Raw genomic sequence first — 23,723 nt, 5'->3', positions numbered from 1 at the left:
GCTTCGCTCTGGGTTTTCTTAATTGTGTAAGAAAGTTTAATTGCCTCACCGTGCAAAAGCGTCCATGCTTAAACTTTCTGGAACCCATGAAACCTTCCGCTAAAACGCGTACGCTCCTCCTTGAATAGGCTTCGGTAGAGGTATTTTTATTGTGTAAGAATTGCCTTCGATAGAGCTTGTCGGATTGCCCAGTCGCTACGTATAAAGCGAGTAGACAAGTCATAGGATGGTACAAATGGCACGTCTACGGAGGGGATTCGTTTGTTTAATGAAGTGGATCGAGTTAAAGAGAGGCGCAGAGAAAGAATGGAGCGCATCCGTACGCAGCCTCGTGATAGCTATGCACCCTTTGTAGATGATTGGAAAGATCCTATCGATACGCAGGAGGAACTGTTTTCGTTTTCGGGACGAGACCGGATGAATGAACAGCGTCCCGTCAACGAAAAATGGGGAATTCAAATTCTCGCGTCCCTGTTTTTGGTAGGGATGGCCTATGTTGTCTTTCAGACGACCTTGATTCCACTAGCCTGGAAGGATTCGGCACGTGAAGTGATGACGCGTGATTTTAATTTTGCTGGGGTAGCGGACTGGTATGAAGCCAAATTTGGTTCGATTCCGACCATCTTGCCTGCTCTACCTGGACAGACAACGGCAGTGCCGGCGAGTACGGAAGGAAGTGCACCTGTCTGGAAGCTGCCTGCACATTGGAAGGTAGCAAAATCATATGAACCGGAGAGTGCCAAGGTCGTGCTTACCACCGGTATTTCCGATCAAGTCACGATTGGGGAAACAGGCTGGGTGGCGTTTGTAGGGGAAAAACCGGGGTATGGCACAACGGTGGTCGTCCGCCTGACGCAAGGACGGGAAGTGTGGTTTGGCAATCTGGATGGTGTCCGGGTAACGAAAGACGAGGTATTGCAGCCAGGGCAGGTGGTCGGAACAGCCCGTTCAGTGAACAATATGTCTCGCCATCTCTACCTGGGCTATGCGATTCATGAAGAATTTGTCAATCCGCTGGAAGTGATCCCCTTTGAGTAAGGGGGGATGGTTCGGCTTTCGATTTCGCATCCATCTGCTGTTCTGGGTAGTGATCGGGCTCTCTGTCGCGACTGGTCATTTTCTCGAGGTGTTCACCCTGTTTGTGATCGTGTTGATTCATGAATTCGGTCATGTAGCGATGGCAAAAGAGCTTGGCTGGAAAGTGACAGAGGTTCAACTGCTTCCATTCGGAGGAGTTGCGACGATGGAAGATGCCTATGCCACAGATCCGCTGGACGAAATCGTGATCGCATTGGCTGGTCCTTTTTTAAATGTCGTCATGATGGCTCTCTCGTATTTGTTTTGGTTTGCTGGAATCTGGACGGAGGATTGGGCACAGTTTTTTCTCGTAAGCAATGCCACCATCGCCGCATTCAACCTATTGCCGATATGGCCTTTGGACGGCGGGCGTATCCTCCAGGCTCTGCTCTGTTGGCTGATGCCGTACCGCAGGGCAGCGATTCTTTCCATATTGGGGAGTACATTGCTGGCTGGAATCATGCTCGGGCTATCGATCATCGATATGAAAATCAATGTATTGGTGATCGGAAGTTATTTGCTGGCAGTCAATATCCAGGCATTCTTGCGTTTCCCCTATCAGTTCTTCCGGTTTCTGATGGAAAAGTACGTGCGTCAGCCGGCAGAGGAATATGCCGTTCAGGCTTTAAGTGTCAGACCCGATGAAACGGTTTTGGAGGTGTCACACAAGTTGCGCAGGGGGTCTGCCCATCTGTTTTACGTCCAAGGAACGGGGCTGCTGGGAGAGGAACAACTCCTGCACGCGCTGCTCTTTGAGCAAAAACATGATACATCAGTAGGTCAGCTCGTCTAGGTGGACGGGCATTTCTTTTCTTTTCCCCCAGCCTGTGATAGCATTACTTCCTATGAGTCCGGCTTTTTGGACGTGCGTGAACGGAATACATGTGGGGAGTGGCAGAAATGCGGCAGTTGGCGATAAGCGGTAGTGCCGAACAATTGCGGGTGGCGCTTTTGGAAGATGGGCGATTGCTAGAGTGGCGCACACAGGCAAACACAGAGGCAGCAGAAGGATGGGCAGGCGAAATTTTTCTCGGTCGCGTCAGTGATGTGCGCCCTGGTATCCAGTCAGCTTTTATAGATATTGGTCTTGATCGCAACGCGTACCTGTATGTAGATGATGCCTTGCCGAACGAAAAATCCTTGATCCAGGAAAAGGTGCGCGAGGGAGAAAAGCTCTTGGTGCAAATCATCAAGGAAGGCAGCGAATGGAAGGCACCTAAAGTGACGACAAAAATCAGTCTTCAGGGAAGGTACCTGGTGTTTCTCCCTTTTGAAAAGGAAATCTCCGTCTCCCGCAAGATCGCAAATGCGTCCGTCAGGCAGCAGCTGCAGGACGTTCTTCGTCCTTTGTTGACCGATACAGAAGGCTTGGTTGTTCGAACAGAGGCGGTCGATGCAGACGAGCACAGTCTGGCGAAGGAGCTGGCATATCTGCGCAGGCGGTGGCAGCAGATCGCTGGGCGTGCGCATGAACAGGCACGTGTCGGTCAGATCAGTCTCGATTCGGAGTGGCTGGAGACAGCATTGCGCGAGCATTTTTCGAGTGAAATGGAAGAGATCTGGGTGGAGCATGCCGCCACCTATCAGCAGGTAAAAGAGCTGCTCGGTGTATGGGAGCCAGAGTGGCAGAGCAAACTTCGCTGGTACCAGGAGAAAGAACCGTTGATTAGCCGACTTGGCATCGAAGCGCAGGTGCAGCAGGCCTTGCAAAGGCAAGTAGCTTTGCCTAGCGGTGGATTTTTGGTCTTTGACAAGACGGAAGCGATGACAGTGATCGACGTAAACACAGGCTCCTTCACGGGAAAAGGAGGACAGCAGCGAGAACAGGCTGTCACCCAAATCAACCTAGAGGCAGCCAGACAGGTCGCGATCCAGCTCCGGTTGCGCGAGATTGGCGGGATTATCGTCATTGATTTTATCGATATGAAGGAGCCGGCGAACAAAGAGCGGCTGCTCACGACCCTGAAGCGTGCTCTTTCACAAGACCCTGTACCTTCATCGGTTCTGGGCTTGACGGCGCTTGGACTGGTCGAAATGACGCGCAAAAGAGTTCGTCCGAGTCTGGCAGAACGCATATCTATTGCATGCGAGACCTGCGGCGGCCGCGGCAGTGTCTGGTCGAGCGAAGAGATGGAGCAGCGGCTGTGGGATGAGGTGACTGCGCTGTCCAGGGTTCAGGATGCAGCGGCCATACTGGTGGAGCTGCCGACCCGACTGTATCATCATATCGATCCGAACGCAGGAAGAAAACAGTGGCCCGTCCAGCTGTTCAAACTGCACAGATCTACCCTGTGCGTCGATGAATACCGAATCCTGTACGCTGGGGACAAGCAGGAAGCGGAGCGTCTCTACCGCAGACAGATGCAAATCACTTGACTGGATGAATGTCACTGTGATAATCTATTGGTTGTCATACAGATATGCCTCGTGCATACTGTAACCGCACGAAGCAGGTAGACAAGACGTCGTTCGCGGCGCACCTGTACAGGCGAGTCTGAGTATAGGAGGTGCACACAGTGTACGCAATTATCGAAACCGGTGGAAAGCAATACAAAGTTGAAGAGGGTTCTGTTCTCTTCATCGAGAAATTGGCTGACAACGAAGGAGAAGCCGTTACTTTTGACAAGGTTCTCTTCGTAAGCAAAGACGGTAAAGTAACAGCAGGTACTCCTACAGTAGCAGGAGCAACTGTTACAGGCAAAGTAGAAAAACACGGTAAAGAGCGCAAAATCATCGTGTATAAATACAAGTCCAAGAAAAACTACCGTCGCAAGCAAGGTCATCGTCAACCGTTCACCAAAGTTGTGATCGAAAAGATCAACGCTTAATCTTTGGTAAATGAGATGGTAACCGTAAATGTAAAGCGAAACGAGCAAAACGGGATCGAAGAAATTACGATTTCTGGACATGCTAATGCGGGAAAACATGGCTCAGATATCGTCTGTGCCGCGGTTTCTGCGATTAGCCTCGGATTGATTAATTCAGTAGATCTGTTGCTCGGCTCAAATCCGGATGTTCAGTTTGCAGATAAAGAAGGCGGATTCATCAACTGGAAGGTTGGGTGTCATCAAGACCCGCTTGTAAGCGAGAAGCAGCAGCTTTTAGCTGAGAGCATGGTAGTCTCTTTGTTTATGATTGCTGAAACGAACGGACGATATGTTTCCATTCAAGATCCAAAATGGCAAGGAGGTGTCTGACATGAACTTTCGTTTTCCTGTAGACCTACAGTTTTTCGCGTCGAAAAAAGGGGTAGGTTCCACAAAGAACGGTCGCGATTCCATTGCAAAACGCCTCGGTGTGAAGCGTGGCGATGGTCAATTCGTGAAAGCAGGTAACATCCTCGTTCGTCAACGCGGTACGAAGATTTATCCTGGAGCTAACGTGATGAAGGGTGGAGACGACACGTTGTTCGCAGTAGCTGACGGTGTTGTTCGCTTCAAACGTCTGGGCCGTGATCGCAAACAAGTTGTGATCGAGCCAGTAGCTTCCGAAGCTTAATTTGATACAGAGAAAAAACCCGGCATAGCTGCTGGGTTTTCTTTTTGCCTGCTTCCTTTTGTGGTACAATAAGGAACAGATTAAATTCTTATCGACTTGGGTGAATGTAATGGGTGACGAGCGGCGACTGATCACGCAACAGACTGACGAACTGCTGACAGTACTGAATAGGCAGCGACACGACTGGTTGAACCACGTTCAGGTTCTGCTCGGCTATTTGCATTTGAACCGTACTGAACAGGGAGAAGCACATTTGAAACGCATCGCGGAGATGGCGATGCAAGAAAGCATGATTGCCCGTCTGGGTAACTCTCTGTTGTCCGTCTTCTTCTTGACATTTAATGCACTGAACAAGGAAATGCTGTTAGATGTAGATGTGTGTGAAAAGGTGAATCTATCGCACATTGTGCTGGACGAGCAGTCCTTGTTTCAGATGGTGTCAGAGATATTATGCACTGTGAACGAACATGTAGCCCAGGATGGATACGAGCCAGCGAGTATGCAGGTTAGTCTGTTTACGGGTGAGTCTGGCGTTCATTTTCGATTTGATCTGGCCGGTGAATTGACTGCATCCGGATTGGACGAACTGGAAAAACTGGTACGTAAAAGCGAACAAAGTGCGGTGGAAGTCACCGAGTGGATACATACGGAAGAAGAATGGATCTTGGAATTGATTGTTCCATTCTCGTAAACGAAAGAGGTGACACCATGTTTGTCGATCAAGTCAAGATTTATGTAAAAGGAGGGGACGGTGGAAACGGAGCCGTCTCCTTTCGCCGAGAGAAGTACGTACCACTAGGTGGTCCAGCTGGTGGTGATGGTGGACGCGGCGGGGATGTTGTGTTTGTCGTGGACGAAGGGCTGCGCACTCTGGTTGATTTTCGTTACCAAAAGCACTTCAAGGCACCGCGAGGAGAGCATGGTCGTAACAAGAATCAACACGGAGCTGGTGCGGAAGATTTGCTGGTGCGTGTACCGCCTGGAACGACCGTGATTGACGACGATACCCAAGAAGTGATTGCCGATCTGATTGAACATGGACAGCGTGCAGTCATTTCTAAAGGCGGTCGTGGTGGTCGCGGAAACACGCGCTTTGTCAATCCATCCAATCCGGCTCCACACATCTCGGAAAATGGTGAACCAGGACAGGAACGCTATATCAGAATGGAACTGAAGCTGATTGCGGACGTCGGGCTGGTCGGATACCCAAGTGTGGGAAAATCAACCCTTCTCTCCAGTGTAACGGCAGCCAAGCCGAAGATAGCAGCATACCATTTTACCACCCTGACCCCCAATCTCGGAGTCGTGGACTTGGGTGAGCAAAGCTTTGTCATGGCAGACCTGCCGGGTTTGATTGAAGGTGCTCATGAGGGAGTCGGATTGGGGCATCAATTCCTGCGCCACGTAGAGCGTACGCGCCTGATTGTGCATGTTATCGACATGGCAGGCGTGGATGGACGCGATCCTTACGAGGATTACCTGCAGATCAACCGTGAACTCAAGCTGTACAACCTGAAGCTGGAAGACCGCCCGCAAATTGTTGTTGCGAACAAGATGGACGTCCCGGAAGCGCAGGAAAATCTGAAGCGCTTCAAGGAGCAGCTTCCTGATGTTCAGGTCTTCGAGATTTCAGCCGCTACCAGACAAGGTGTGCAGGAATTGATGTACGCAATCGGTGATATGCTGGCGACCATGCCAGAAAAACCGGCTGTGGAGGAAGTCGTTGAGGTCGAAGAGCGTGTGGTATTCCGCGCTGAAAAAGAACCGGACGCGTTTGAAATCAGCAGGGAAAATGAAGTCTTTGTCGTCAGCGGTGAGAAGATTGAAAAGCTGGTACGCATGACAAACCTGAACAGCTACGACGCAGCACAGCGATTCGCGAAGATCATGCGCAGCATGGGTGTAGACAATGCGTTGCGAAAACAGGGAGCAAAAGATGGGGACACCGTCCGCATCGGGAAACTAGAGTTTGATTTTGTGGAGTGAGCGTGACTATGGCAGATGTTCCATCCTTACATCCTTTTTTGACAGATAAACGACTCCAGCGCGGCGGCGTTTTGCAGATGCTCGTCTCCAAACAGGTAAAGTCACCGATTCCGATCATGGTGGAACATGTCAAAGCCGGCTACCTCGTTGTCTCCTGTGAGTCCAATGAGAAAGAGAATCTGCAACTGCTTGGTTCGCATGTGAGAGTTCGCTGGGAAACAGAAGCGAGCGTTCAAACCGTTGACTTTGAGGTCGTGCAGGAGCAGATCGTATGGCCGATCGTCCTTCTCGGCATGATCCCGCTTAGCGTTAGTGTGGAAGTGACAGCCAAGGCCAAGCAAGACCCGATCGCCCCTGATTATATTATTCAGGTCCCTTACAAGGTCATGGGTGCCAGACCGTCTGAGGAAAAAGGGGAGGGTGTCCTCCTGAAATTCTCTCCGACCCGGCTCATCATGGGGACAGATGGTTACGTAGCCAAGGGAGATTTTATCAATCTTTCCTTCACAGTCCCGCACACCAAGCAAGAGGTTGTGGGCATGGCGAAGGTCGTAGAAAAGAGCTTCTCTGATTCTCAGGCTGTCGTAGAAATGATTTTTACTGACATCCATGAGAATAATCATTTGCTCATCAAAAATTACTATAAAAAGCTCTTGGAGACCGCTTCCTCTTAATGGAGCGGTTTTTCCCTTTGAAGTTCTGGTGAATAAGGTATATAGTATAGGCATAGAGAGTTAAAAATCGAGCCTGACCCGTTTTTTATGTGCACCTTTGTGAAAAAAAGAACAAAACGGTCATGACCGTTTCCCCCTTTCTTCGGGGGACAAAGTGTTTGACTGCTTGCGTTCAAATCCACTTGAAAAACGTCGAGATGTTTCAATCCCCCGATCAGAGGGGACGTTTTTCACAGAAAATAAGCTGCAACGAATAATGGGAGAATGTCGGCTTGCGCTCACGTGAACAGGCATCTCGAGAAATCAACCTCTATTCCAACGCAAAGGAGGACGTTTTCCTATGTCTCAAACCACTCAACAAGCTGCTGCAGAAGTAGCCAGCACGGCTACGATGACGCCTCAGCAAACAGATGTGCTTGACCAATTGATGAAGCCGGAAATCCAACAATCACTGACCGTTTTGGTAGAAAACTTGCCCAAGCTGGCGGAAATGACGACAGTCCTGACCAAAACGTATGATCTGGTGCAAACGGTTGCAAATGACCGCGTCCTGATCGACGATTTGAAGGGCGGCATGGAAGAGTTCGTCAAACCGATTCAAGACAAGGCAAAAGGTATTGCGCAAGCAGCAATCGAAGCAAATGACCGTTCCCAGGTAGAGACGACTACAGTAGGGCTGTTTGGTTTGCTGAAAATGTTGAAAGATCCGCAAGTGCAAAAAACGTTGCGTTTTGCACAAGCATTTTTGGAAATCTCGGCAGAGCGCCAACAGCAGCAACAACAAAAGTAGTACGTAACCACATTACGACCGACAGACGGACGGAGGATTGAGCAATGGCGAAGCATATAGTAATTTTAGGCGGCGGTTATGGCGGTTTGCTCAGCGCATTGACCGCACGTAAATATATGACGGCTGAAGAAGCAACGATTACGGTGGTAAACCGTTTTCCATCGCACCAAATCATTACGGAATTGCATCGCTTGGCAGCAGGCAACCTGTCTGAGAAAGCAGTAGCCCTGCCTTTGGAAAAGCTGCTCCGCGGCAAAGATATCAATCTGATCGTGGATAACGTAGAAAATATTGTCCTGGACAACTCCCGCGTGACGTTGGCCGGCGGCGAGTCCCTCAAATACGATGCACTGGTTGTCGCACTTGGTAGCGAGACAGCATTCTTCGGAATTCCTGGTCTGCAAGAATACAGCTTTACTCTCAAATCGGTTGATGAAGCAAACAAACTGCGCGCCCATGTGGAAGAGCGCATCGTGGCTTACAGCCAAAGCAAAAACAAAGCGGACGCTACCTTTGTTGTCGGTGGCGGCGGATTGACTGGAATTGAGCTTGTTGGTGAATTTGCGGACATGCTCCCAGGTCTGTGCGAAAAAAATGGCGTTGAATTTAGCGACATCAGCCTCTACTGTGTAGAAGCTGGTCCTTCCATCCTGGCTGGATTTGCTCCGGAGCTGGTTGAACGCGCGAAGACAAGTTTGGAGAAACGCGGTGTTCAATTCCTGACTGGCGTAGCGGTTACAGAGATGAAGGAAACGACTGTTTTCCTGAAAGACGGCAGTAGCATCGAAACCACAACCATGGTGTGGACAGGTGGCGTTCAAGGAAACTCCGTAGTGGCCAACAGCGGTTTGGAAGTGAATCGCGGTCGTGCTACTGTGACAGAATTCCTTCAATCTACATCCCATCCGGAAGTATTCCTGGCTGGTGACAGCGCGGTTGTCATGGGACCTGAGGGACGTCCGTTCCCGCCAACCGCTCAGCTGGCATGGCAAATGGGTGAAGTGGTTGGACACAATCTCTTCGCTCACTTCAAAGGCTCCAAGATGAACAGCTTCTCTCCTGTATTCTCGGGTACCCTCGGTAGCTTGGGGCGCAAAGATGCGATCGGAACCATCGGTGCGAGCCAAATCAAGCTGAAGGGCACACCGGCTTCGTTGATGAAAGAAGCGAGTAACGTTCGCTATCTTGCTCATATCAACGGTCTTTTCGCTGTAGCTTACTAATTCGATACGATAACGGAAAACCCGGGAGAATGATCCCGGGTTTTCTGTATGCAGTCTGCCCACTATCCATTGCCGCTTGGATCTTCCACGACATTTGGCGACTGAGCCATTTTTTTGCCTTTCATCTCATCCCCGAATTGATCCAGACTGCTCGGTTTTGCAGCGGGATGATTATTCCGGCGCTCAGACTTGTCGGATTTTCCACGTCCTGCCATTTCTTTCTCACCTCCTAACGAACGATTCGTTTTCTATTGTGCTCGTACGCACCAGCTGTCATGTAAGCAAGAGTGAACCGAATTAGCCCAACATGAAAAAATGTAGCTGTAAGGATTGTCACAAGGGAGACGATCCGTTATAATGTCCTCTATGAAGAAACAACTGTTTTTCTCAGGAGGACACAACGAGTGAAACGGGAAGAAAAGTTTTATTTGATTCGATCTGACATTCTGCCCGAGTCGATAACCAAGACGATTGAAGCCAAAAAAATGCTGGAATCCGGTGAAGTGGATACAGTAAATGAGGCAGTGGATCGCGTTGGGCTTAGTCGGAGTGCCTTTTACAAGTACAAGGACGGCATTTTTCCTTTCAATGCCATGATGAGCGAAAAGATCATGACGATTACCTTTTCGCTGGATCACATGTCGGGGTACTTGTCCAAGGTCCTGACGTACGTTGCGGATCAAGGGGGAAACGTCCTTACGATCAATCAAACGATTCCGCTTCAGGGAATCGCCGCTGTCTCCATGTCCGTCGATATGGCGCATATGCGAGTATCCAGCACGGAGTTTTTGGATGGGCTACAACAAATACCTGGTGTTCGAAAAGCCATGATCGTCGGACGAGGGTAGATCTGGATAGGAGGAAGAGAGATGGAGAAGCGTGTTGTAAGAGTAGGCTTGATGGGTTTTGGTACAGTAGGTACGGGAGTCGTTCGCATTATTTCCGCTCATCAAGAAGACTTGCAGAAACAGACCGGACTGGGGATTGAAATCAAGAAAATTTTGGTGCAGGATGCTGAAAAAGCACGGAGCATCAGATCCATGGAGAATATGCTTACGACAGATCCGGCAGAGTTGCTGGAAAACCCGGATATAGATGTGATTGTGGAAGTCATCGGTGGCATCTCGCCAGCGAAAGAGTACATTTTAGGAGCACTGGAGCACGGCAAGCATGTAGTGACCGCCAACAAGGACCTGATGGCGCTGCATGGAGCAGAAATTTTGAGCAAGGCTCAGGAAAAAGGCTGTGACGTGTTCTATGAAGCCAGTGTGGCAGGCGGCATTCCGATCCTGCGTGCTCTGGTAGAAGGCTTCTCCTCGGACCGCATCACGAAAATGATGGGAATCGTCAACGGCACAACCAACTACATCTTGACCAAAATGAGTCAAGAAGGCGCTGAATACGCGGATGTTCTGAAAGAGGCGCAAGCATTGGGTTATGCAGAAGCGAATCCAACCTCTGACGTAGAAGGCTTTGATGCCGCTCGGAAAATGGCAATTCTGGCAACGCTGGGCTTCCGTGTTCCCATGAAGCTGGAAGACGTGGATGTAAAGGGAATCAGCTCTGTGAGCAAGGAAGATATCGCCTATGGTAAACAATTGGGCTATGAAGTGAAGCTTTTGGGTCTTGCCCGTCGCGACGGTGAGGCTGTCGAGGTAAGCGTACAGCCGACGATGGTACCCAAATCGCATCCGCTTGCTTCTGTCAACGGCGTATTCAATGCCGTATACGTACATGGAGAAGCAGTAGGCGAGACCATGTTCTACGGACCCGGCGCAGGAGAGCTACCGACTGCAACAGCGGTCGTCTCTGACCTCGTTACAGTTGTGAAAAACATGAGTCTGGGTGTAAACGGACGCGGCATGGTCGCTCCCTATAAAGAAAAGATTCTCAAGGACGACAGCCAGAAGCTGTCCAAGTATTTCCTGCGAATCGTCGTTGCCGACAAGCGTGGAGTTCTGGCAAAAATCACGCAAATGCTGGCTGATAAAAATATCTCCCTGGAGCAGGTCATTCAACAGCCGTACAATAACGGTTCACAAGCAGAGATCATCATGATTACCCATCTCTCTTCGAAGAGTGACATGGACAGCGTGAGAAAAGATATGGAACAAATGGAGATCATCACGGAAGTGAAAAGCTGCTACCGTGTGGAAGGTGGAGACCAATAATGAGTTCAGACCGTCAATCCGGCATCATCGCACGTTACCGGGAATTTCTCCCAGTAACAGACAAGACACCGCTCGTTACCTTGCATGAGGGAACTACACCTCTCATTCATGCCGCCAATCTCTCCAAACAATTGGGAATTGAACTGCATGTCAAATACGAAGGGCTGAACCCGACAGGCTCCTTTAAAGACCGCGGCATGGTGATGGCTGTTGCCAAAGCGGTAGAGGAAGGCAGCACGACGATTATGTGCGCTTCGACGGGCAATACCTCGGCAGCAGCAGCAGCCTATGCGGCGCGTTGTGGCCTGCGTTGTATCGTCCTGATTCCAAGTGGCAACATCGCATTGGGGAAATTGGCCCAAGCGATTGCTTACGGGGCTGAAGTCATTGCGATCGATGGCAACTTCGACGAGGCGCTGAATATCGTCCGCGATATCACGGCAGAAGAGCCGATTACACTCGTCAACTCTGTCAATCCATACCGGATTGAAGGACAGAAGACGGCAGCATTTGAAGTCGTGGATGCGCTTGGTGACGCTCCGGACATTCTGGCGATTCCGGTTGGAAACGCAGGTAACATCACGGCGTACTGGAAAGGCTTCAAGGAATACCACGCCGCTGGCAAACCGAACAGCCTGCCGAAGATGTACGGATTCCAAGCGGCAGGAGCTGCTCCTTTGGTTCATGGAAAGCCAGTACCAAATCCGGAAACGATCGCTACTGCCATTCGCATCGGTAATCCAGCAAGCAAAGATGGAGCATTAAACGCAATCAGCGAGTCAAATGGTCTTGTAGATAGCGTTACGGACGAAGAAATTCTGGAAGCGTATCAGTTGCTAGCGAAGAGTGAAGGCGTGTTCTGTGAGCCTGCTTCTGCTGCATCGTTGGCAGGGATTCTCAAACTGCACAAGGCAGGCAAGCTTCCAGCGGGCGCGAAGGTGGCATGCGTCTTGACCGGAAACGGCTTGAAGGATCCGAATATCGCGTTGAAGCTGGTTGGGGAAGAACCGCGTTCAGTTCCTGCGACACGCGAAGCGGTCATGAACCTTGTACGTCAACACGAGAAAGAAGTGTCGTCATGAGTAAGCTCGTACGCGTAACCATCCCAGCTAGCACGGCTAACCTGGGGCCTGGATTTGACGCGCTCGGCATGGCTTTGAAATTGTATTCGGTTGTTGAGATGCGTTTGAGTGATCAGACTGAAATTGAGATCGTAGGGAAAGAATTGCAGGGAACGCCTACAGACAAAAGCAACCTGCTGTATGAAATCGCCGTTGATTTGTTTGAAAAGGCCGGGCTTGCTGCGCCGGAACTGTTTATCCGGGCATCCAGTGATGCGCCGCTGACGCGCGGACTGGGGAGCAGTGCGGCTGCGATCGTTGGTGCGTTGGTTGCAGCCAATCACCTGGCTGGTGAACCATTTACCCGCGATCAGCTTTTTGAGATGGCAGTAAAAAAAGAGGGACATCCCGATAACGTAGGAGCCTCCCTCTTTGGCGGAATCATCGTGGCAACAATGCCAGAGGCAGAAGGCGAACAAATCCCGTATATCACACTGGCACCGCCAGAGGGACTGAAAGCCTTGGTTGTCATCCCGGATTTTGCCCTGTCGACAGAAAAGGCAAGGAACGTTTTGCCGCAGGTGTACAGCAAGCAGGATGTCATATATAATGTTGGTCATAGCAGCTTGCTGGTGGCCGCATTGGCACAGGGCAGGCTGGACCTGTTGGGACAAGCGATGGGGGATCGGCTGCATCAGCCATACCGTGCAGAGCTTGTGCCCGGCCTGAAGGAAATCCTGGAAGCAGCGACGCGCAATGGAGCGGTGGGTGCCGCTTTGAGTGGAGCAGGACCAACCATTCTATGTCTCACAGCATCGGATTCGGAGCGTGAGCAGCTTCAGTCGTTTGTAGACAGGGTAATGAAAGGCCACGGCATTTCGTACCGAATGATGGTGTTAGAGCCGGACGATCATGGCGTACAGGTAGAAATCCAATAGATAGAGAGCTGACAAAAGCTCAACTGGATAGGAGAAACGTCATGGAGAAGAAACTTGCCTTTCTCGGACCTCACGGCACTTTTACGGAACAAGCTGCACGTGCCTTTGCGAATGGGCAGGCGCTGAAGCCAGTGCCTTACCCTAATATTATTGAGATTTTAAATGCTGTTAACCGCCATGAAGTCGAGTATGGTGTCGTCCCGATGGAAAATTCGATTGAAGGCACCGTCAATATGACGATGGATTGGCTGATTCACGAGGTAGACCTGCCGATTTTGGGTGAACTGGCGCTGCCGATCACGCAAAATCTGTTAGTGGCAAAGAGGGACAATCCCTTGCCGCTGTCAGATATTACACGCGTCTTGTCGCATCCTCAAGCGATCGCGCAAAGCCACAACTTCCTTCGTGAGAATTTGCCGCAGGCGTCTATCGAGTATGTGAACAGCACAGCATTAGCAGCACAAACAGTCAGCGAACATCCTGATGAGCCGTGGGCAGCCATCGGCACAGGATTGAATGTTGAGCTATACCCGTTGCAATTTGCTCAGGAGCAGATTCAGGATTTTTCCAACAACTATACCCGATTTGTTCTCGTAGGTCGTGAGCCACTGGATATGCCTGCGTCCGAACGTGAAAAAACGACTATTCTGGTTACGTTGCCTGAAGATTTTCCAGGTGCGCTGTATCAGGTACTGGCCGCCTTTGCTTGGCGGAAAATCAACCTTTCTCGAATCGAATCACGCCCGACGAAAAAAGCCCTGGGTAGCTATTACTTTGTGATTGATATCGAACAAAAAATGGATGAAATCTTGCTCCCTGGCGCTTTTGCCGAAATCGAGGCGATCGGCTGTCAGGTGCGACAGCTAGGGACATATCCTTTTTATTTGCATCAGACCAACTCCTAATGAGTTGGTTTTTTCTTTTTCCGGCTCTCCAACAAAGATAGGCTTATCAGGAGCAAAACGCCCATGTGTGCATACGATGGTAGGGAGTTTCCGCAAGGGAGGAGAAACAGTGAGAATTCATGTAGTACAAAAAGGCGATACCATGTGGAAAATCGCCAAGAGATACGGCGTCGATTTCAAAGAATTACTACGCTTGAATAGTCAAATTAAAACTCCCGATACCCTATACCCTGGGGCGAGGGTAAAAATCCCGGCCAAGGGTGTTCCTGTTCGCCCGAGAAGAACCAACCCCCAGCAATCAGGTGAATCAACACGAGTTAAGGAAAGACCCATACCAAAAGAAGAGCCGGAAGTCCCCTTCGAAATTGAAAGAAGACCGATTGAGATGGAAGAAGAAGAGGTAGAGCCGGAACCGGAGCAGGAAATCCAGATGGAGGAAGAGGAAGAGATTGAAGAAGAGATCGAGCCAGAAGTAGAGGAAAAGCCGAAGTCAAAGCTCAAGTCCGAAATGGAAATGCGGCCTGCTCTCCCTCCTCATGTAGAGCGTCCGGCAGTAGAACGGCCCGTCCCAACCCTGTCTCCACAAATGATCACGCCACCTGCTCGACCCATGGCGCCTCCACCAATGCGCCCCAATATCTCGCCCTACATGACACCAAACTTGAATCAACCGATGATGCCACCCGTACCGCCGATGCAAGTACGCCCGCTGCAACCAACCATGCAGCCCAACATTCGACCTACAGTGGCACCAACCATTCGTCCTACAGTAGCACCGACTCTAAAGCCTACTGTCAGTCCACAAGTTCTGCCGACACTGCCGCCAACCAAATTAAGCCCAATCAAGCCACCAGTACGTCCCACTCAGATCAGTCCAATTCAACCGAATCAGTCACCGGGTCAAGTGAGCCCACTGCAGCCGAATCGGCCACCGAGTCAGGTGAGTCCACTGCAGCCGAATCGGCCACCGAGTCAGGTGAGTCCCCTGCAGCCGAATCGGCCACCGAGTCAGGTGAGTCCACTGCAGCCAAATCGCCCACCGAGTCAGGTGAGTCCCCTGCAGCCCAATCGGCCACCGAGTCAGGTGAGTCCACTGCAGCCGAATCGGCCACCGAGTCAGGTGAGTCCCCTGCAGCCGAATCGACCACCGAGTCAGGTGAGTCCCCTGCAGCCGAATCGGCCACCAAACCTGCTCAGTCCATACCAGCAACCGATGGCACCTTTGCAACCCATGATACCGTTCATGCCCATGATGCCTCCGCCTCAATTGAGTCCTTGGCAACGGCCGATGATGCCCTGGCAGCCGATGAGACCATTCATGCCGATGATGCCTCACCACCGTCCGGCACCCTGCCCGCCTTGTGGCTCTTCGAGAAGACCGATGTACCCAATCGGACCAAGCGTGATGCCAAATATGATGCCAAATATGATGCCAAATATGATGCCTTATTGTCCACCTTCTCACCGTATGCCGCATGGCAAGGTAAGACCCGATTATGATTCTTCATCCTCATCATGTGAGTGTTCCCCTGACAGTCCTGAGTGGAAGCGCAAGTCATCCAGACGTTCCCGAAAAGGCCGCGGTTCGTATCAGTATCATCCTGCAAGCATGACGACGTCCTCTCCGACATCAGCCATCACCGACAAGTCCGACCAGGTGATATGGCCAAACTGGGGAGACGGTCATGATGAATCTTCTTCCTATTAGTTGATTCGGCTATGAACAAAGGACTGATACCTTCTCTTGAAAAGGCGTTTCGCTGTCAAGTATTGGGGGTAAAGCCAAAGCGAAACGTCAATCTGCTCAAAACGGACCGGGGCTACTGGATCATCAAGGGATACAAGGATCAAGAAAAAGCTCGATGGGTAACAGAATTAGCGCAAGCATTGAGAGAGAAAGGTTTCCTCCATACGGTTCAATATGTATCGGATACTGGGGGTTCTGCCATATTTCCATATGGTGATCGCTTTTTCACTATTATGAAAATGATCGACGGACAGGAAGCTGATAATTCCTCCCTGTATGATGTCAAGAAAACAGCAGAGACGCTTGCTCGCTTCCACCTCGCCGCGCAAGGTTTTCCGGTGCCACACAGATCCTACGCATATGAGGGAACACCAGCCATGCTCGATAAATGGGAAAGTCGGCTGGAGCACTTTGAGCGCATTACCTGGACGATCGATCAGAACGGTCCGCAAAACCGAATCGAACAGATTATTCAGCAGATGGCTGAGCATGTTATTCGTGAAGGTCAGGAGCTTTTGCATAACGCCTACAAGCTGCCGCTTACACCAGAAATGTTCATGGCGATGGAGCGAGGAACATTAGCCCATCGTGACGTAGCCAGCCACAACTTTCTCTTAACAAACAAGGGAAACTGTTACCTGATTGATCTGGATACGGTCGGACATGATTTGCAAATCGTGGATTTGGTTCAGCTCATGTCAAGGATGCTCTTGATGCAGGAGTATCGACTTCAATCATTTGTGGAAGCAATCGAGGCCTACAGCAAGATCAACTACCTCAGTGACACGCAAATCTGGATGGTTCATCAGCTGCTGCGTTATCCGGATAATGTGCTTCGCGAGATTACGGGTCTGTATAATAATCGGCCGGGTTATCATATGCGCGGTGTTCAACAGCTGGTGCAACTGGAAGGAAAGCTCCAGCATCAGCGCAGCATGTTCCTGGAAGCGGGTGACAAGATCCTGCAGCGATCTCCCTGGGGGAACTATCACTTTGTTGGATGATGAAAGAAAGAAGCTGACGGCATCGGCCATCAGCTTCTTTTGTGTTTTGCTTATTTGGAGGCTGGCTTGGAAAGATCGATGGAGTATTTTGCAAAGCCATCTTCCTGTGCAGCGATGAATTTCAGGTTTGGCATTTTGTCAGCGAATGGTTTTGCATCAGGCGAAGTAGTGAATGTCAGGTTTACATTGCCTGTGATCGGCGCAAAAGACCAGTTTTCGTCAGCAGCCGGATTGATGGTTTTTTCACTCAGAATGTAATTGATCACTACTTGGCGATTTTCATCCGGAGAGTTGATGATGATGTTGGAACCATCCAGGCCAGGGAAGCTGCCGCCGCCGCTTGCACGGTAGTTATTGGTCACGACGATGAACTTGTCCTCTGGATTGATTGGTTTGCCGTTGAAGCTCAGGTTTTGAATACGATGAGAGTCAGCGTTAGCCAGTTTGCCATCGATTGCATAACGGGAAGGCTGGGTAACGTCGATTTGATACGTTACACCGTCGATCACGTCGTAGTTGTAAGTAGGGAACGCTTCGTTGATCAAAGGTTGTTCCTCGGTTTTACTCGCATCAATTTGGTTGAACTGACCAGCAGAGCGCTCGAGCCACTCTTTTACATCAGAACCTTTTACCAATACAGCATTGACAGTATTGGGGTAGATGTACAGGTCGGATACGTTTTTGATGGCAATGGTACCAGCAGGGATGTTGGTGTAATAGCTGGAACCATTACGACCGCCTGCTTTGAATGGTGCACCGGCAGAGAGGACAGGAATTCCATCATACTCGGTACCTTTGATATTGTTTTCTACATACCATTTTTGTGCGTTGGTCACGATCTGGATAGATGGATCGTCCTGTACCAGTGCAAAGAAGCTGTAGATTGGAGAAGTGGTGGTACCTACTGCGGAGCGTACCCATTCAACCGTATGATCGTGATCTTCCTTCACAGCATCAACCAGGGATTGGTCGGCATCTGCAAGAGAAGCTTTGTTGGCTTTATCGTAGATCGGCAGATTGGAAGTTGCAGATTCTGCTACAGTCCATTTGCCGTTTTCTTGCTTCAGCGTCAAGTCAATGACACCCAGGTGGTTACCCCAGTAGCCAGGCATAACAGCAGGCTTTCCGTTGATCGTACCTTTTTCGCCGTCGACACCTTCGATTCCCTCGTAGCCAGGTCCTGGGAATACAGAGTGGGAATGGCCGAACAAGAGCGCGTCAATGCCTTCCACTTTACTCAATTGGTAAGTAGCGTTTTCGTTATCCAGACCAGATTCTACTGGGCCGATACCGGAGTGAGGAACAGCGATGATGATGTCAGCACCCTTTTCCTTCATCTCAGGAACAAACTTCTTGGCTGTCTCCACCATATCTTTGGCAATGACGTGGCCTTCCAGATTCGCTTTGTCCCATTGCATGATTTTTGGAGGTACGAAGCCGATCACGCCGACCTTCAGTTGAACATCTTTGCCGCTCTCGTCTTTAAAGGTACGGTCGAGAATCAAATAAGGCGTATACTTGTTTTTGTCGTTGTCGGGATTGCCGTCCTTGTCGTCAATGTACACATTGGAGTTGACGTACGGGAATTCTGCACCAGCCAGACTGCGCTCCAGATGCTCCAGACCGAAGTTGAACTCGTGGTTACCGATGTTCCCAGCGTCGTAGCCAAGCAGGTTCATGGCTTTGTAGACAGGGTGGACTTCTCCGTCTTTCAACGGGTCAATCTTTGCTACATAATCGCCGAGCGGGTTCCCTTGGATCAGGTCGCCGTTATCGATCAAAACGCTGTTTTTTGCTTCCTCACGAGCTTTCTTGATCAATGTAGCCGTTTTTGCCAGACCAAACTCATCGGTTGCTTTATCTTGATAGTAATCGTAGTTGACGATGTTGGTGTGGATATCTGTTGTTTGCAACAGACGGAGTTTGAGGGTAGAGCTCGTTTCTGCACTTACCGGAGTGAGAGGAAAGGCGAGAGCGCTGACAACCAACGTCGTACTGAGCAAAAAGCTTGCCAGTGATTTTCTGCTTGGCTTCTTCATTTCTTTTTGAATACCTCCAAATTAACAAATATTTCATTCAAAAATAGTTTACCATCAGAAATCCAAGATTGGTAGATTTTCATTATTGATTTGTCGTAAATATGAGAATTTTGAATGGAAAATAGGTATGTAAGCCCTTTTCGCTGGCAAAACTAGGAAAAATGTCTAGTGAAGGGGTTCATCGTCATATGAAGAGAAAATGGATGGTATATGCGTCCTGGGCCGCCGCTTTGGTCACAGGGTTAATCGTGGGTATTGTCCTTATGGTGCAACCTGGTACAAATAAAACAACAGGGATCGCGCAGCTGCTGTCAGGTCAGGCGGACAAATCCGCCATAGCCATGAGTAAATCGTACGGATTGGTCCTCACACGCACGTATTTGTGTGGAGTAAGGGATGAGGAACATAAACCCGTCTCTTTGGATCGGCTGCCGGATGTAATGGTTGATTACAAGGGCTGGGAAATCGTTTCGGCTGATGCGTCAAAATTGATCCTGTTAAAACGGGAGCATGATCTGTCGCCCGCATGCAAGGAAAACGGTCACTTTGGGATCAATGAAGACGGAATGCTGACTTTGTTCCACGGTCTTCCCAAGGAGCAAGAAGTGGTCCAAGCCTTCTATCGAATCAACACGGCAAAAATGGAGGCAAGCTTATCGAAGGAAGAGGTCGACAATCTGAAGCGAGGTATTCGCATCCGAGATCTGGCGGAATACAACAGCGTTTTGTCTACGTATGGAGAATTTCAGCTAAGTGAAGAAGAATAAAAAGGGCTGCCCAGGCTGGACAGCCTTTTTGGTTTGTGTTGATACAGGGTTATTCCATTTCAGACATGAACGATTTGCCAACGTTCCCAAGGTGCCCGACGGTGCAGGAGAAAGAGCCAATGACCTGATTTATCTCGACCGGATTGCGCTACGTAATCAACAGGAACTGAAATGGCGACGAAAGAAAGGCCTTCTGCCGCAGCAGGCGCGATTTCCTTCGGACGCTTGATCGATTTCACGTAGAGGAGAGCTTCGGGCAGAGACGCTTCACCAGAAGTCGTCATCCGAAGCGTGTGCTCATCATGCTCGTTCAGTGAGGTAAGAAAATATCCGACGAGTTCTTCAGGCTCCGCTCGTGCCAGGGTCTGCGGCAGGTGGCCGGATGCTTTCAGGATCATCGTATCGTTGCGGGTCAGGGGCTGAACATCGGCATGGCGACTGCCTGCCCTAATGAAACCGCTGACCGGTTTCGAGGTCGATGACTTTGCAAAGCCCATCCGCTGAAACGATTTCTTTACCTGTTCCCACGACAGGGGATTTCCAAAGTGAGCTTGTTCTACGATTTGAACGTACTGCTCGATCTGGTGCTTGACCTGATCCGGGATGATGAGCATGGTTTTTCGCTCGGCATCAAACAACCGTCCATCATGATCGTATAGATAAGTACGATGGTGCATGGTCATTGAGGCGCGAATCCAGTGTGGATGAAAGGCAGTCTTCACAGGCCTGGCGCGTAAAACCTGCTTTGTAAAAGTCTTGTCCGCATGAAAAGTGATCCTCGATAAAAAGGAAGACTGGGGCGATACGAAAATGGTGATGGTGACATCCAGTACCGAGTTAGCCTTCGCGATGGGTGCAACCGGCAACACCCAAAGAAACATACAGAGCAAGAGAAGTACTCGTGCCACGATACGCAACGGGCATCACCTCCACTCCGTAGTCTGCGCTGATTATAGTAGGCGAATAGCTGCAAATCTTGCCAACATAAGCGAATGCGGGTTACGCCATACTGATTTCATACGGCGGTCTAAGGAGGGTACTTTTCGCATGGGTTCAATGCCGAGAGGAAGCTACAAGGACCAGTTCCACCAGCGTTTGTACGTCCAGCTCAACCAAGGTCACAACAAGCTTGATTATCGCCGAATCAACCTGATTCGCGATGAGATGCGAGACAATGTGGACGATTATGCACACATGCTGCATGATGAGGCTGATCAGCTTGGAATGAACAAACACTAGGTGACGCCGTACAACCCGCTCTTTACGAGGAGCGGGGTTTTCTTTTTCCTCCTACATCCTGGATGTGGAGACCCGTGGATATCTTATGGAAATACACGTTCGCTTTTGCAGTGCTTTGTGATACAGTAGATAAAGAATCTTTGCATCTTTTGCACGTTGGAGAGTGGGCTATGCGTATTTTAGGAATTGACCCGGGGATTGCCATTGTCGGCTTTGGCGTGGTGGATAAAGAGGGAAGCCAGCTTCGCCCCGTGCAATATGGCAGTATCCAGACGGAGGCAGGATTGCCTGTGCCGCTTCGACTGAAACAGATCTTCGAGGCGATGCAAAGTCTGCTCGAGACGTACCGTCCGGATGAAGTGTCTGTGGAAAAGCTATTCTTTAATAAAAATGTGACGACAGCTTTTACAGTCGGCCAGGCGAGAGGTGTCATTTTGCTTGCCTCCGAGATGGCGGGAGTGCCTGTCTATGAATATACCCCCATGCAAGTCAAGCAAGCAGTGACCGGCTACGGTGGAGCAGAGAAAAAACAGATACAGGAAATGACCAAGCTCTTGCTTCGGCTCAAGGAAGTGCCAAAGCCTGACGATGTAGCGGACGCATTGGGAATTGCCATTACCCATGCACAATTCCGCGCTTTCATTTCGATTTCGGAAGGGGTTCGCCGATGATTGATTTCGTAGAAGGCACGTTGTGCTATCTGGATTCAGAATACATAGTGGTGGAGGCAAACGGGATTGGTTATCGGATCTTCTGTCCCAATCCTTATCAATTTGTTCGTTTCGAAGGGAGCAGGACTCGGCTTCATACCCATCATCATGTTCGGGAAGACGCTATCCTGCTCTACGGCTTTGCCAGCCGTGACGAACGTGACTTGTTTCGCAAGCTGCTTGACGTCACCGGGATTGGTCCAAAAGGCGCACTGGCCATCCTAGCGGCAGCGACCCCAGAGCAAATCGTCATGGCAGTTCAACAAGAAAACGTCACCTATTTAACGAAGTTTCCGGGTATCGGCAAAAAGACGGCACAGCGCATGATCTTGGATCTGAAGGACAAGTTAGTAGGCTATACACCTTCCGCGTTCTTAGACGTTGCAGCTGGAGAGCTGGCGCAAGGGGAAAAGGCAGTGTCGGCACTGAACGAAGCGCTCGATGCGCTGACTTCTCTCGGCTATTCAGACACAGAGCTGCAAAAAATAAGAAACGCGCTATCTGAAAAAGCAAAGGGTGGCGATGGCGTAGAGTCGCTCATCAAGCAAGGGCTGGCTTTGCTCATGAGGGGGTAGAATCATGGATGAGCGGATCATTACGACGCATATGAACTGGGAAGAGGATGCGGCGGAGCTGAGCCTTCGTCCGCGTTATCTAAATGAGTATATCGGTCAGCAGCAGGTAAAGGAAAACCTGAAGATCTTTATTGAAGCGGCCAAAATGCGCAAAGAGTCGTTGGATCACGTGCTGTTGTACGGGCCACCAGGACTGGGAAAAACCACGCTGTCGCAAATCATCGCCAACGAAATGGGCGCCAACATCCGCACCACGTCGGGACCAGCTATCGAAAGGCCAGGAGATCTGGCAGCCATCCTGACCAATCTGCAAGAAGGGGACGTTCTGTTTATCGATGAGATTCACAGGCTCAACCGCAGTGTAGAAGAAGTACTCTATCCAGCGATGGAGGATTTTGCGCTGGACATCATCATTGGCAAGGGGCCGAGTGCACGCAGTGTCCGACTGGATTTGCCGCCTTTTACGCTGGTGGGGGCAACGACCCGGGCAGGGATGCTGTCTGCACCGCTTCGAGATCGATTTGGCGTCGTCAATCGATTGGAGTTTTATACGGTGCCGGAGCTTTCCTTTATCGTGTCGCGTGCGGCAGATATCCTGCAGGTGGAAATTCGCGAAGGGGGATCTGAGGAAATCGCCAAAAGATCCAGAGGAACCCCGCGTGTTTCCAATCGCCTGCTCAAGCGTGTGCGCGATTTTGCGCAGGTGAGAGGAGAAGGTGTCATCACGACGGAAATCGCAAAGGAAGCTTTGGAAAGACTACAGGTAGATGCGTGTGGGCTGGATCATATCGATCACAAGCTGTTATTGGCGATTATGGAACGTTTTGACGGAGGGCCGGTCGGGCTGGACACCATCGCGGCTACCATTGGGGAAGAATCTCAGACGATTGAGGATGTGTGCGAGCCTTATCTGATGCAGATCGGCTTTATGCAGCGCACGCCGCGTGGACGTATTCTGACGCCAAGCGCGTATCAACACTTTGGTCGGGAGATGAAAGCATGAATCCGATAGCCAAGCTTTTGATTATCGGCGGTGCCGTTCTGATCGTGATTGGTTTGCTTTGGCAAGTGGGAGGGCGTTTTTTACCGCTGGGTCGTCTGCCAGGGGACATCGTGGTAGAAAAGGAGAACGTAAGGTTCTATTTTCCGATTGTCACCTGTATTGTCATTAGCATTGTCCTGTCACTTGGCATGTATCTGTTTAGACTGTTCAAATAGGCAATCGCATTTACAGAAAAAACCATTGGGAGCACTCAATGGTTTTTTTATTTGGAAGAACCCTCAGCGTCCCTTGAAAATCACCAATGGAGGGCAGGAAA

General features: G+C 50.2%; 27 protein-coding genes and 1 other annotated feature. Of the genes, 24 read left to right on the top strand and 3 right to left on the bottom strand.

What is annotated here, in order from left to right; all coding sequences use genetic code 11:
* Positions 1-261 precede the first annotated feature (261 nt).
* The 11 genes from EDM52_RS02015 (at position 262) to EDM52_RS01965 (ending at position 9,248) form a co-directional block, all read left to right on the top strand.
* Positions 262-1,038 carry a M23 family metallopeptidase gene (locus tag EDM52_RS02015; RefSeq protein ID WP_122907346.1) on the top strand — a complete coding sequence of 259 codons (777 nt, stop codon included), beginning with the start codon at positions 262-264 and terminating at the stop codon, positions 1,036-1,038.
* Positions 1,031-1,870, top strand: a complete 840-nt coding sequence (locus EDM52_RS02010) for a M50 family metallopeptidase (RefSeq protein WP_122907345.1) — start codon at positions 1,031-1,033, stop codon at positions 1,868-1,870. The genes EDM52_RS02015 and EDM52_RS02010 overlap by 8 nt, the downstream gene beginning before the upstream one ends.
* A 107-nt stretch (positions 1,871-1,977) precedes the next feature.
* Positions 1,978-3,453, top strand: coding sequence for an Rne/Rng family ribonuclease (locus tag EDM52_RS02005; protein ID WP_122907344.1), 1,476 nt, complete (start codon positions 1,978-1,980; stop codon positions 3,451-3,453).
* A 52-nt stretch (positions 3,454-3,505) separates the two neighbouring features.
* Positions 3,506-3,583, top strand: a sequence feature (ribosomal protein L21 leader region).
* Positions 3,584-3,593: 10 nt separating this feature from the next.
* Positions 3,594-3,905, top strand: a complete 312-nt coding sequence (gene rplU / locus EDM52_RS02000; protein WP_122907343.1) for a 50S ribosomal protein L21 — start codon at positions 3,594-3,596, stop codon at positions 3,903-3,905.
* Positions 3,906-3,920: 15 nt separating this feature from the next.
* Entirely contained in the window at positions 3,921-4,274 is a 354-nt protein-coding gene (locus EDM52_RS01995; protein WP_122907342.1) for a ribosomal-processing cysteine protease Prp, read from the top strand.
* A gap of 1 nt (position 4,275) precedes the next feature.
* Complete coding sequence (gene rpmA, locus EDM52_RS01990; RefSeq protein ID WP_122907341.1) at positions 4,276-4,575, top strand: 50S ribosomal protein L27; 300 nt, start codon at positions 4,276-4,278, stop codon at positions 4,573-4,575.
* A gap of 58 nt (positions 4,576-4,633) precedes the next feature.
* The gene (locus EDM52_RS01985; RefSeq protein ID WP_245996428.1) at positions 4,634-5,266 is read left to right on the top strand and encodes a Spo0B C-terminal domain-containing protein; all 633 of its coding nucleotides are present in this window, start codon (positions 4,634-4,636) and stop codon (positions 5,264-5,266) included.
* A 17-nt stretch (positions 5,267-5,283) separates the two neighbouring features.
* The gene (gene obgE / locus EDM52_RS01980) at positions 5,284-6,561 is read left to right on the top strand and encodes a GTPase ObgE (RefSeq protein WP_122907339.1); all 1,278 of its coding nucleotides are present in this window, start codon (positions 5,284-5,286) and stop codon (positions 6,559-6,561) included.
* Positions 6,562-6,599: 38 nt separating this feature from the next.
* A complete protein-coding gene (locus EDM52_RS01975; protein ID WP_245996427.1) occupies positions 6,600-7,235 on the top strand; it encodes a PilZ domain-containing protein in 636 nt (211 codons plus the stop codon).
* A gap of 340 nt (positions 7,236-7,575) precedes the next feature.
* Positions 7,576-8,025: a helical membrane plugin domain-containing protein gene (locus tag EDM52_RS01970; protein WP_122907337.1), complete on the top strand. Its 450-nt coding sequence runs from the start codon at positions 7,576-7,578 to the stop codon at positions 8,023-8,025.
* A gap of 44 nt (positions 8,026-8,069) precedes the next feature.
* On the top strand, positions 8,070-9,248 hold the full coding sequence (locus EDM52_RS01965) for an NAD(P)/FAD-dependent oxidoreductase (RefSeq protein ID WP_122907336.1): 1,179 nt from the start codon (positions 8,070-8,072) through the stop codon (positions 9,246-9,248).
* A 62-nt stretch (positions 9,249-9,310) separates the two neighbouring features.
* Here the strand turns inward: EDM52_RS01965 and EDM52_RS24445 are convergent, their stop codons facing one another.
* On the bottom strand, positions 9,311-9,463 hold the full coding sequence (locus tag EDM52_RS24445) for a hypothetical protein (protein WP_183184749.1): 153 nt from the start codon (positions 9,461-9,463) through the stop codon (positions 9,311-9,313).
* 189 nt (positions 9,464-9,652) lie between these two features.
* Between EDM52_RS24445 and EDM52_RS01960 the strand changes: the two genes are divergently transcribed.
* From EDM52_RS01960 to EDM52_RS01930, 7 genes are all read left to right on the top strand, one after another.
* Complete coding sequence (locus EDM52_RS01960) at positions 9,653-10,096, top strand: ACT domain-containing protein (RefSeq protein ID WP_122907335.1); 444 nt, start codon at positions 9,653-9,655, stop codon at positions 10,094-10,096.
* A 21-nt stretch (positions 10,097-10,117) separates the two neighbouring features.
* Complete coding sequence (locus tag EDM52_RS01955) at positions 10,118-11,419, top strand: homoserine dehydrogenase (RefSeq protein ID WP_122907334.1); 1,302 nt, start codon at positions 10,118-10,120, stop codon at positions 11,417-11,419.
* A complete protein-coding gene (gene thrC / locus EDM52_RS01950) occupies positions 11,419-12,501 on the top strand; it encodes a threonine synthase (protein WP_122907333.1) in 1,083 nt (360 codons plus the stop codon). The genes EDM52_RS01955 and thrC overlap by 1 nt, the downstream gene beginning before the upstream one ends.
* On the top strand, positions 12,498-13,418 hold the full coding sequence (gene thrB, locus EDM52_RS01945; protein ID WP_122907332.1) for a homoserine kinase: 921 nt from the start codon (positions 12,498-12,500) through the stop codon (positions 13,416-13,418). Before thrC ends, thrB begins: the two co-directional genes overlap by 4 nt.
* Positions 13,419-13,459: 41 nt before the next feature.
* Positions 13,460-14,323, top strand: coding sequence for a prephenate dehydratase (gene pheA / locus EDM52_RS01940; protein ID WP_122907331.1), 864 nt, complete (start codon positions 13,460-13,462; stop codon positions 14,321-14,323).
* A 109-nt stretch (positions 14,324-14,432) separates the two neighbouring features.
* Positions 14,433-16,031: a SafA/ExsA family spore coat assembly protein gene (gene safA / locus EDM52_RS01935; protein ID WP_122907330.1), complete on the top strand. Its 1,599-nt coding sequence runs from the start codon at positions 14,433-14,435 to the stop codon at positions 16,029-16,031.
* An 11-nt stretch (positions 16,032-16,042) separates the two neighbouring features.
* Complete coding sequence (locus EDM52_RS01930) at positions 16,043-17,074, top strand: phosphotransferase (RefSeq protein ID WP_122907329.1); 1,032 nt, start codon at positions 16,043-16,045, stop codon at positions 17,072-17,074.
* Between the two features lie 50 nt (positions 17,075-17,124).
* On the opposite strand, the gene EDM52_RS01925 is transcribed toward EDM52_RS01930, so the two are convergent.
* Positions 17,125-19,113, bottom strand: a complete 1,989-nt coding sequence (locus tag EDM52_RS01925; protein WP_122907328.1) for a bifunctional 2',3'-cyclic-nucleotide 2'-phosphodiesterase/3'-nucleotidase — start codon at positions 19,111-19,113, stop codon at positions 17,125-17,127.
* A gap of 188 nt (positions 19,114-19,301) precedes the next feature.
* On the opposite strand from EDM52_RS01925, the gene EDM52_RS01920 reads away from it, so the two are divergent.
* The gene (locus EDM52_RS01920; RefSeq protein ID WP_122907327.1) at positions 19,302-19,880 is read left to right on the top strand and encodes a BofC C-terminal domain-containing protein; all 579 of its coding nucleotides are present in this window, start codon (positions 19,302-19,304) and stop codon (positions 19,878-19,880) included.
* Between the two features lie 59 nt (positions 19,881-19,939).
* Here EDM52_RS01920 and EDM52_RS01915 read toward each other — a convergent pair whose 3' ends face one another.
* Positions 19,940-20,797 carry a hypothetical protein gene (locus tag EDM52_RS01915; protein ID WP_122907326.1) on the bottom strand — a complete coding sequence of 286 codons (858 nt, stop codon included), beginning with the start codon at positions 20,795-20,797 and terminating at the stop codon, positions 19,940-19,942.
* A gap of 130 nt (positions 20,798-20,927) precedes the next feature.
* Between EDM52_RS01915 and EDM52_RS01910 the strand changes: the two genes are divergently transcribed.
* From EDM52_RS01910 to EDM52_RS01890, 5 genes are all read left to right on the top strand, one after another.
* The gene (locus tag EDM52_RS01910; RefSeq protein ID WP_122907325.1) at positions 20,928-21,119 is read left to right on the top strand and encodes a hypothetical protein; all 192 of its coding nucleotides are present in this window, start codon (positions 20,928-20,930) and stop codon (positions 21,117-21,119) included.
* A 170-nt stretch (positions 21,120-21,289) separates the two neighbouring features.
* Entirely contained in the window at positions 21,290-21,790 is a 501-nt protein-coding gene (gene ruvC / locus EDM52_RS01905) for a crossover junction endodeoxyribonuclease RuvC (RefSeq protein WP_122907324.1), read from the top strand.
* Positions 21,787-22,404, top strand: coding sequence for a Holliday junction branch migration protein RuvA (gene ruvA, locus EDM52_RS01900; protein WP_122907323.1), 618 nt, complete (start codon positions 21,787-21,789; stop codon positions 22,402-22,404). Before ruvC ends, ruvA begins: the two co-directional genes overlap by 4 nt.
* A gap of 4 nt (positions 22,405-22,408) precedes the next feature.
* A complete protein-coding gene (ruvB, locus tag EDM52_RS01895) occupies positions 22,409-23,407 on the top strand; it encodes a Holliday junction branch migration DNA helicase RuvB (protein ID WP_122907322.1) in 999 nt (332 codons plus the stop codon).
* The gene (locus EDM52_RS01890; protein ID WP_122907321.1) at positions 23,404-23,622 is read left to right on the top strand and encodes a DUF2905 domain-containing protein; all 219 of its coding nucleotides are present in this window, start codon (positions 23,404-23,406) and stop codon (positions 23,620-23,622) included. Before ruvB ends, EDM52_RS01890 begins: the two co-directional genes overlap by 4 nt.
* Positions 23,623-23,723: the final 101 nt, after the last annotated feature.

The organism is Brevibacillus invocatus, assembly GCF_003710915.1.
GTDB lineage: Bacteria > Bacillota > Bacilli > Brevibacillales > Brevibacillaceae > Brevibacillus > Brevibacillus invocatus.
Note: the sequence above shows the minus strand (reverse complement) of the source record. Positions and strands in the feature narration are given on the sequence as shown.

What these genes read in the sequence shown, in the direction of transcription:
- EDM52_RS02005 (WP_122907344.1), top strand. Translation starts at nt 1,978, where the DNA reads ATGCGGCAGTTGGCGATAAGCGGTAGTGCCGAACAATTGCGGGTGGCG.
- EDM52_RS01995 (WP_122907342.1), top strand. Translation starts at nt 3,921, where the DNA reads ATGGTAACCGTAAATGTAAAGCGAAACGAGCAAAACGGGATCGAAGAA.
- rpmA (WP_122907341.1), top strand. Translation starts at nt 4,276, where the DNA reads ATGAACTTTCGTTTTCCTGTAGACCTACAGTTTTTCGCGTCGAAAAAA.
- obgE (WP_122907339.1), top strand. Translation starts at nt 5,284, where the DNA reads ATGTTTGTCGATCAAGTCAAGATTTATGTAAAAGGAGGGGACGGTGGA.
- EDM52_RS01970 (WP_122907337.1), top strand. Translation starts at nt 7,576, where the DNA reads ATGTCTCAAACCACTCAACAAGCTGCTGCAGAAGTAGCCAGCACGGCT.
- EDM52_RS01965 (WP_122907336.1), top strand. Translation starts at nt 8,070, where the DNA reads ATGGCGAAGCATATAGTAATTTTAGGCGGCGGTTATGGCGGTTTGCTC.
- EDM52_RS24445 (WP_183184749.1), bottom strand. Translation starts at nt 9,463, where the DNA reads ATGGCAGGACGTGGAAAATCCGACAAGTCTGAGCGCCGGAATAATCAT.
- EDM52_RS01955 (WP_122907334.1), top strand. Translation starts at nt 10,118, where the DNA reads ATGGAGAAGCGTGTTGTAAGAGTAGGCTTGATGGGTTTTGGTACAGTA.
- thrC (WP_122907333.1), top strand. Translation starts at nt 11,419, where the DNA reads ATGAGTTCAGACCGTCAATCCGGCATCATCGCACGTTACCGGGAATTT.
- thrB (WP_122907332.1), top strand. Translation starts at nt 12,498, where the DNA reads ATGAGTAAGCTCGTACGCGTAACCATCCCAGCTAGCACGGCTAACCTG.
- pheA (WP_122907331.1), top strand. Translation starts at nt 13,460, where the DNA reads ATGGAGAAGAAACTTGCCTTTCTCGGACCTCACGGCACTTTTACGGAA.
- EDM52_RS01930 (WP_122907329.1), top strand. Translation starts at nt 16,043, where the DNA reads ATGAACAAAGGACTGATACCTTCTCTTGAAAAGGCGTTTCGCTGTCAA.
- EDM52_RS01925 (WP_122907328.1), bottom strand. Translation starts at nt 19,113, where the DNA reads ATGAAGAAGCCAAGCAGAAAATCACTGGCAAGCTTTTTGCTCAGTACG.
- EDM52_RS01920 (WP_122907327.1), top strand. Translation starts at nt 19,302, where the DNA reads ATGAAGAGAAAATGGATGGTATATGCGTCCTGGGCCGCCGCTTTGGTC.
- EDM52_RS01910 (WP_122907325.1), top strand. Translation starts at nt 20,928, where the DNA reads ATGGGTTCAATGCCGAGAGGAAGCTACAAGGACCAGTTCCACCAGCGT.
- ruvC (WP_122907324.1), top strand. Translation starts at nt 21,290, where the DNA reads ATGCGTATTTTAGGAATTGACCCGGGGATTGCCATTGTCGGCTTTGGC.
- ruvA (WP_122907323.1), top strand. Translation starts at nt 21,787, where the DNA reads ATGATTGATTTCGTAGAAGGCACGTTGTGCTATCTGGATTCAGAATAC.
- ruvB (WP_122907322.1), top strand. Translation starts at nt 22,409, where the DNA reads ATGGATGAGCGGATCATTACGACGCATATGAACTGGGAAGAGGATGCG.
- EDM52_RS01890 (WP_122907321.1), top strand. Translation starts at nt 23,404, where the DNA reads ATGAATCCGATAGCCAAGCTTTTGATTATCGGCGGTGCCGTTCTGATC.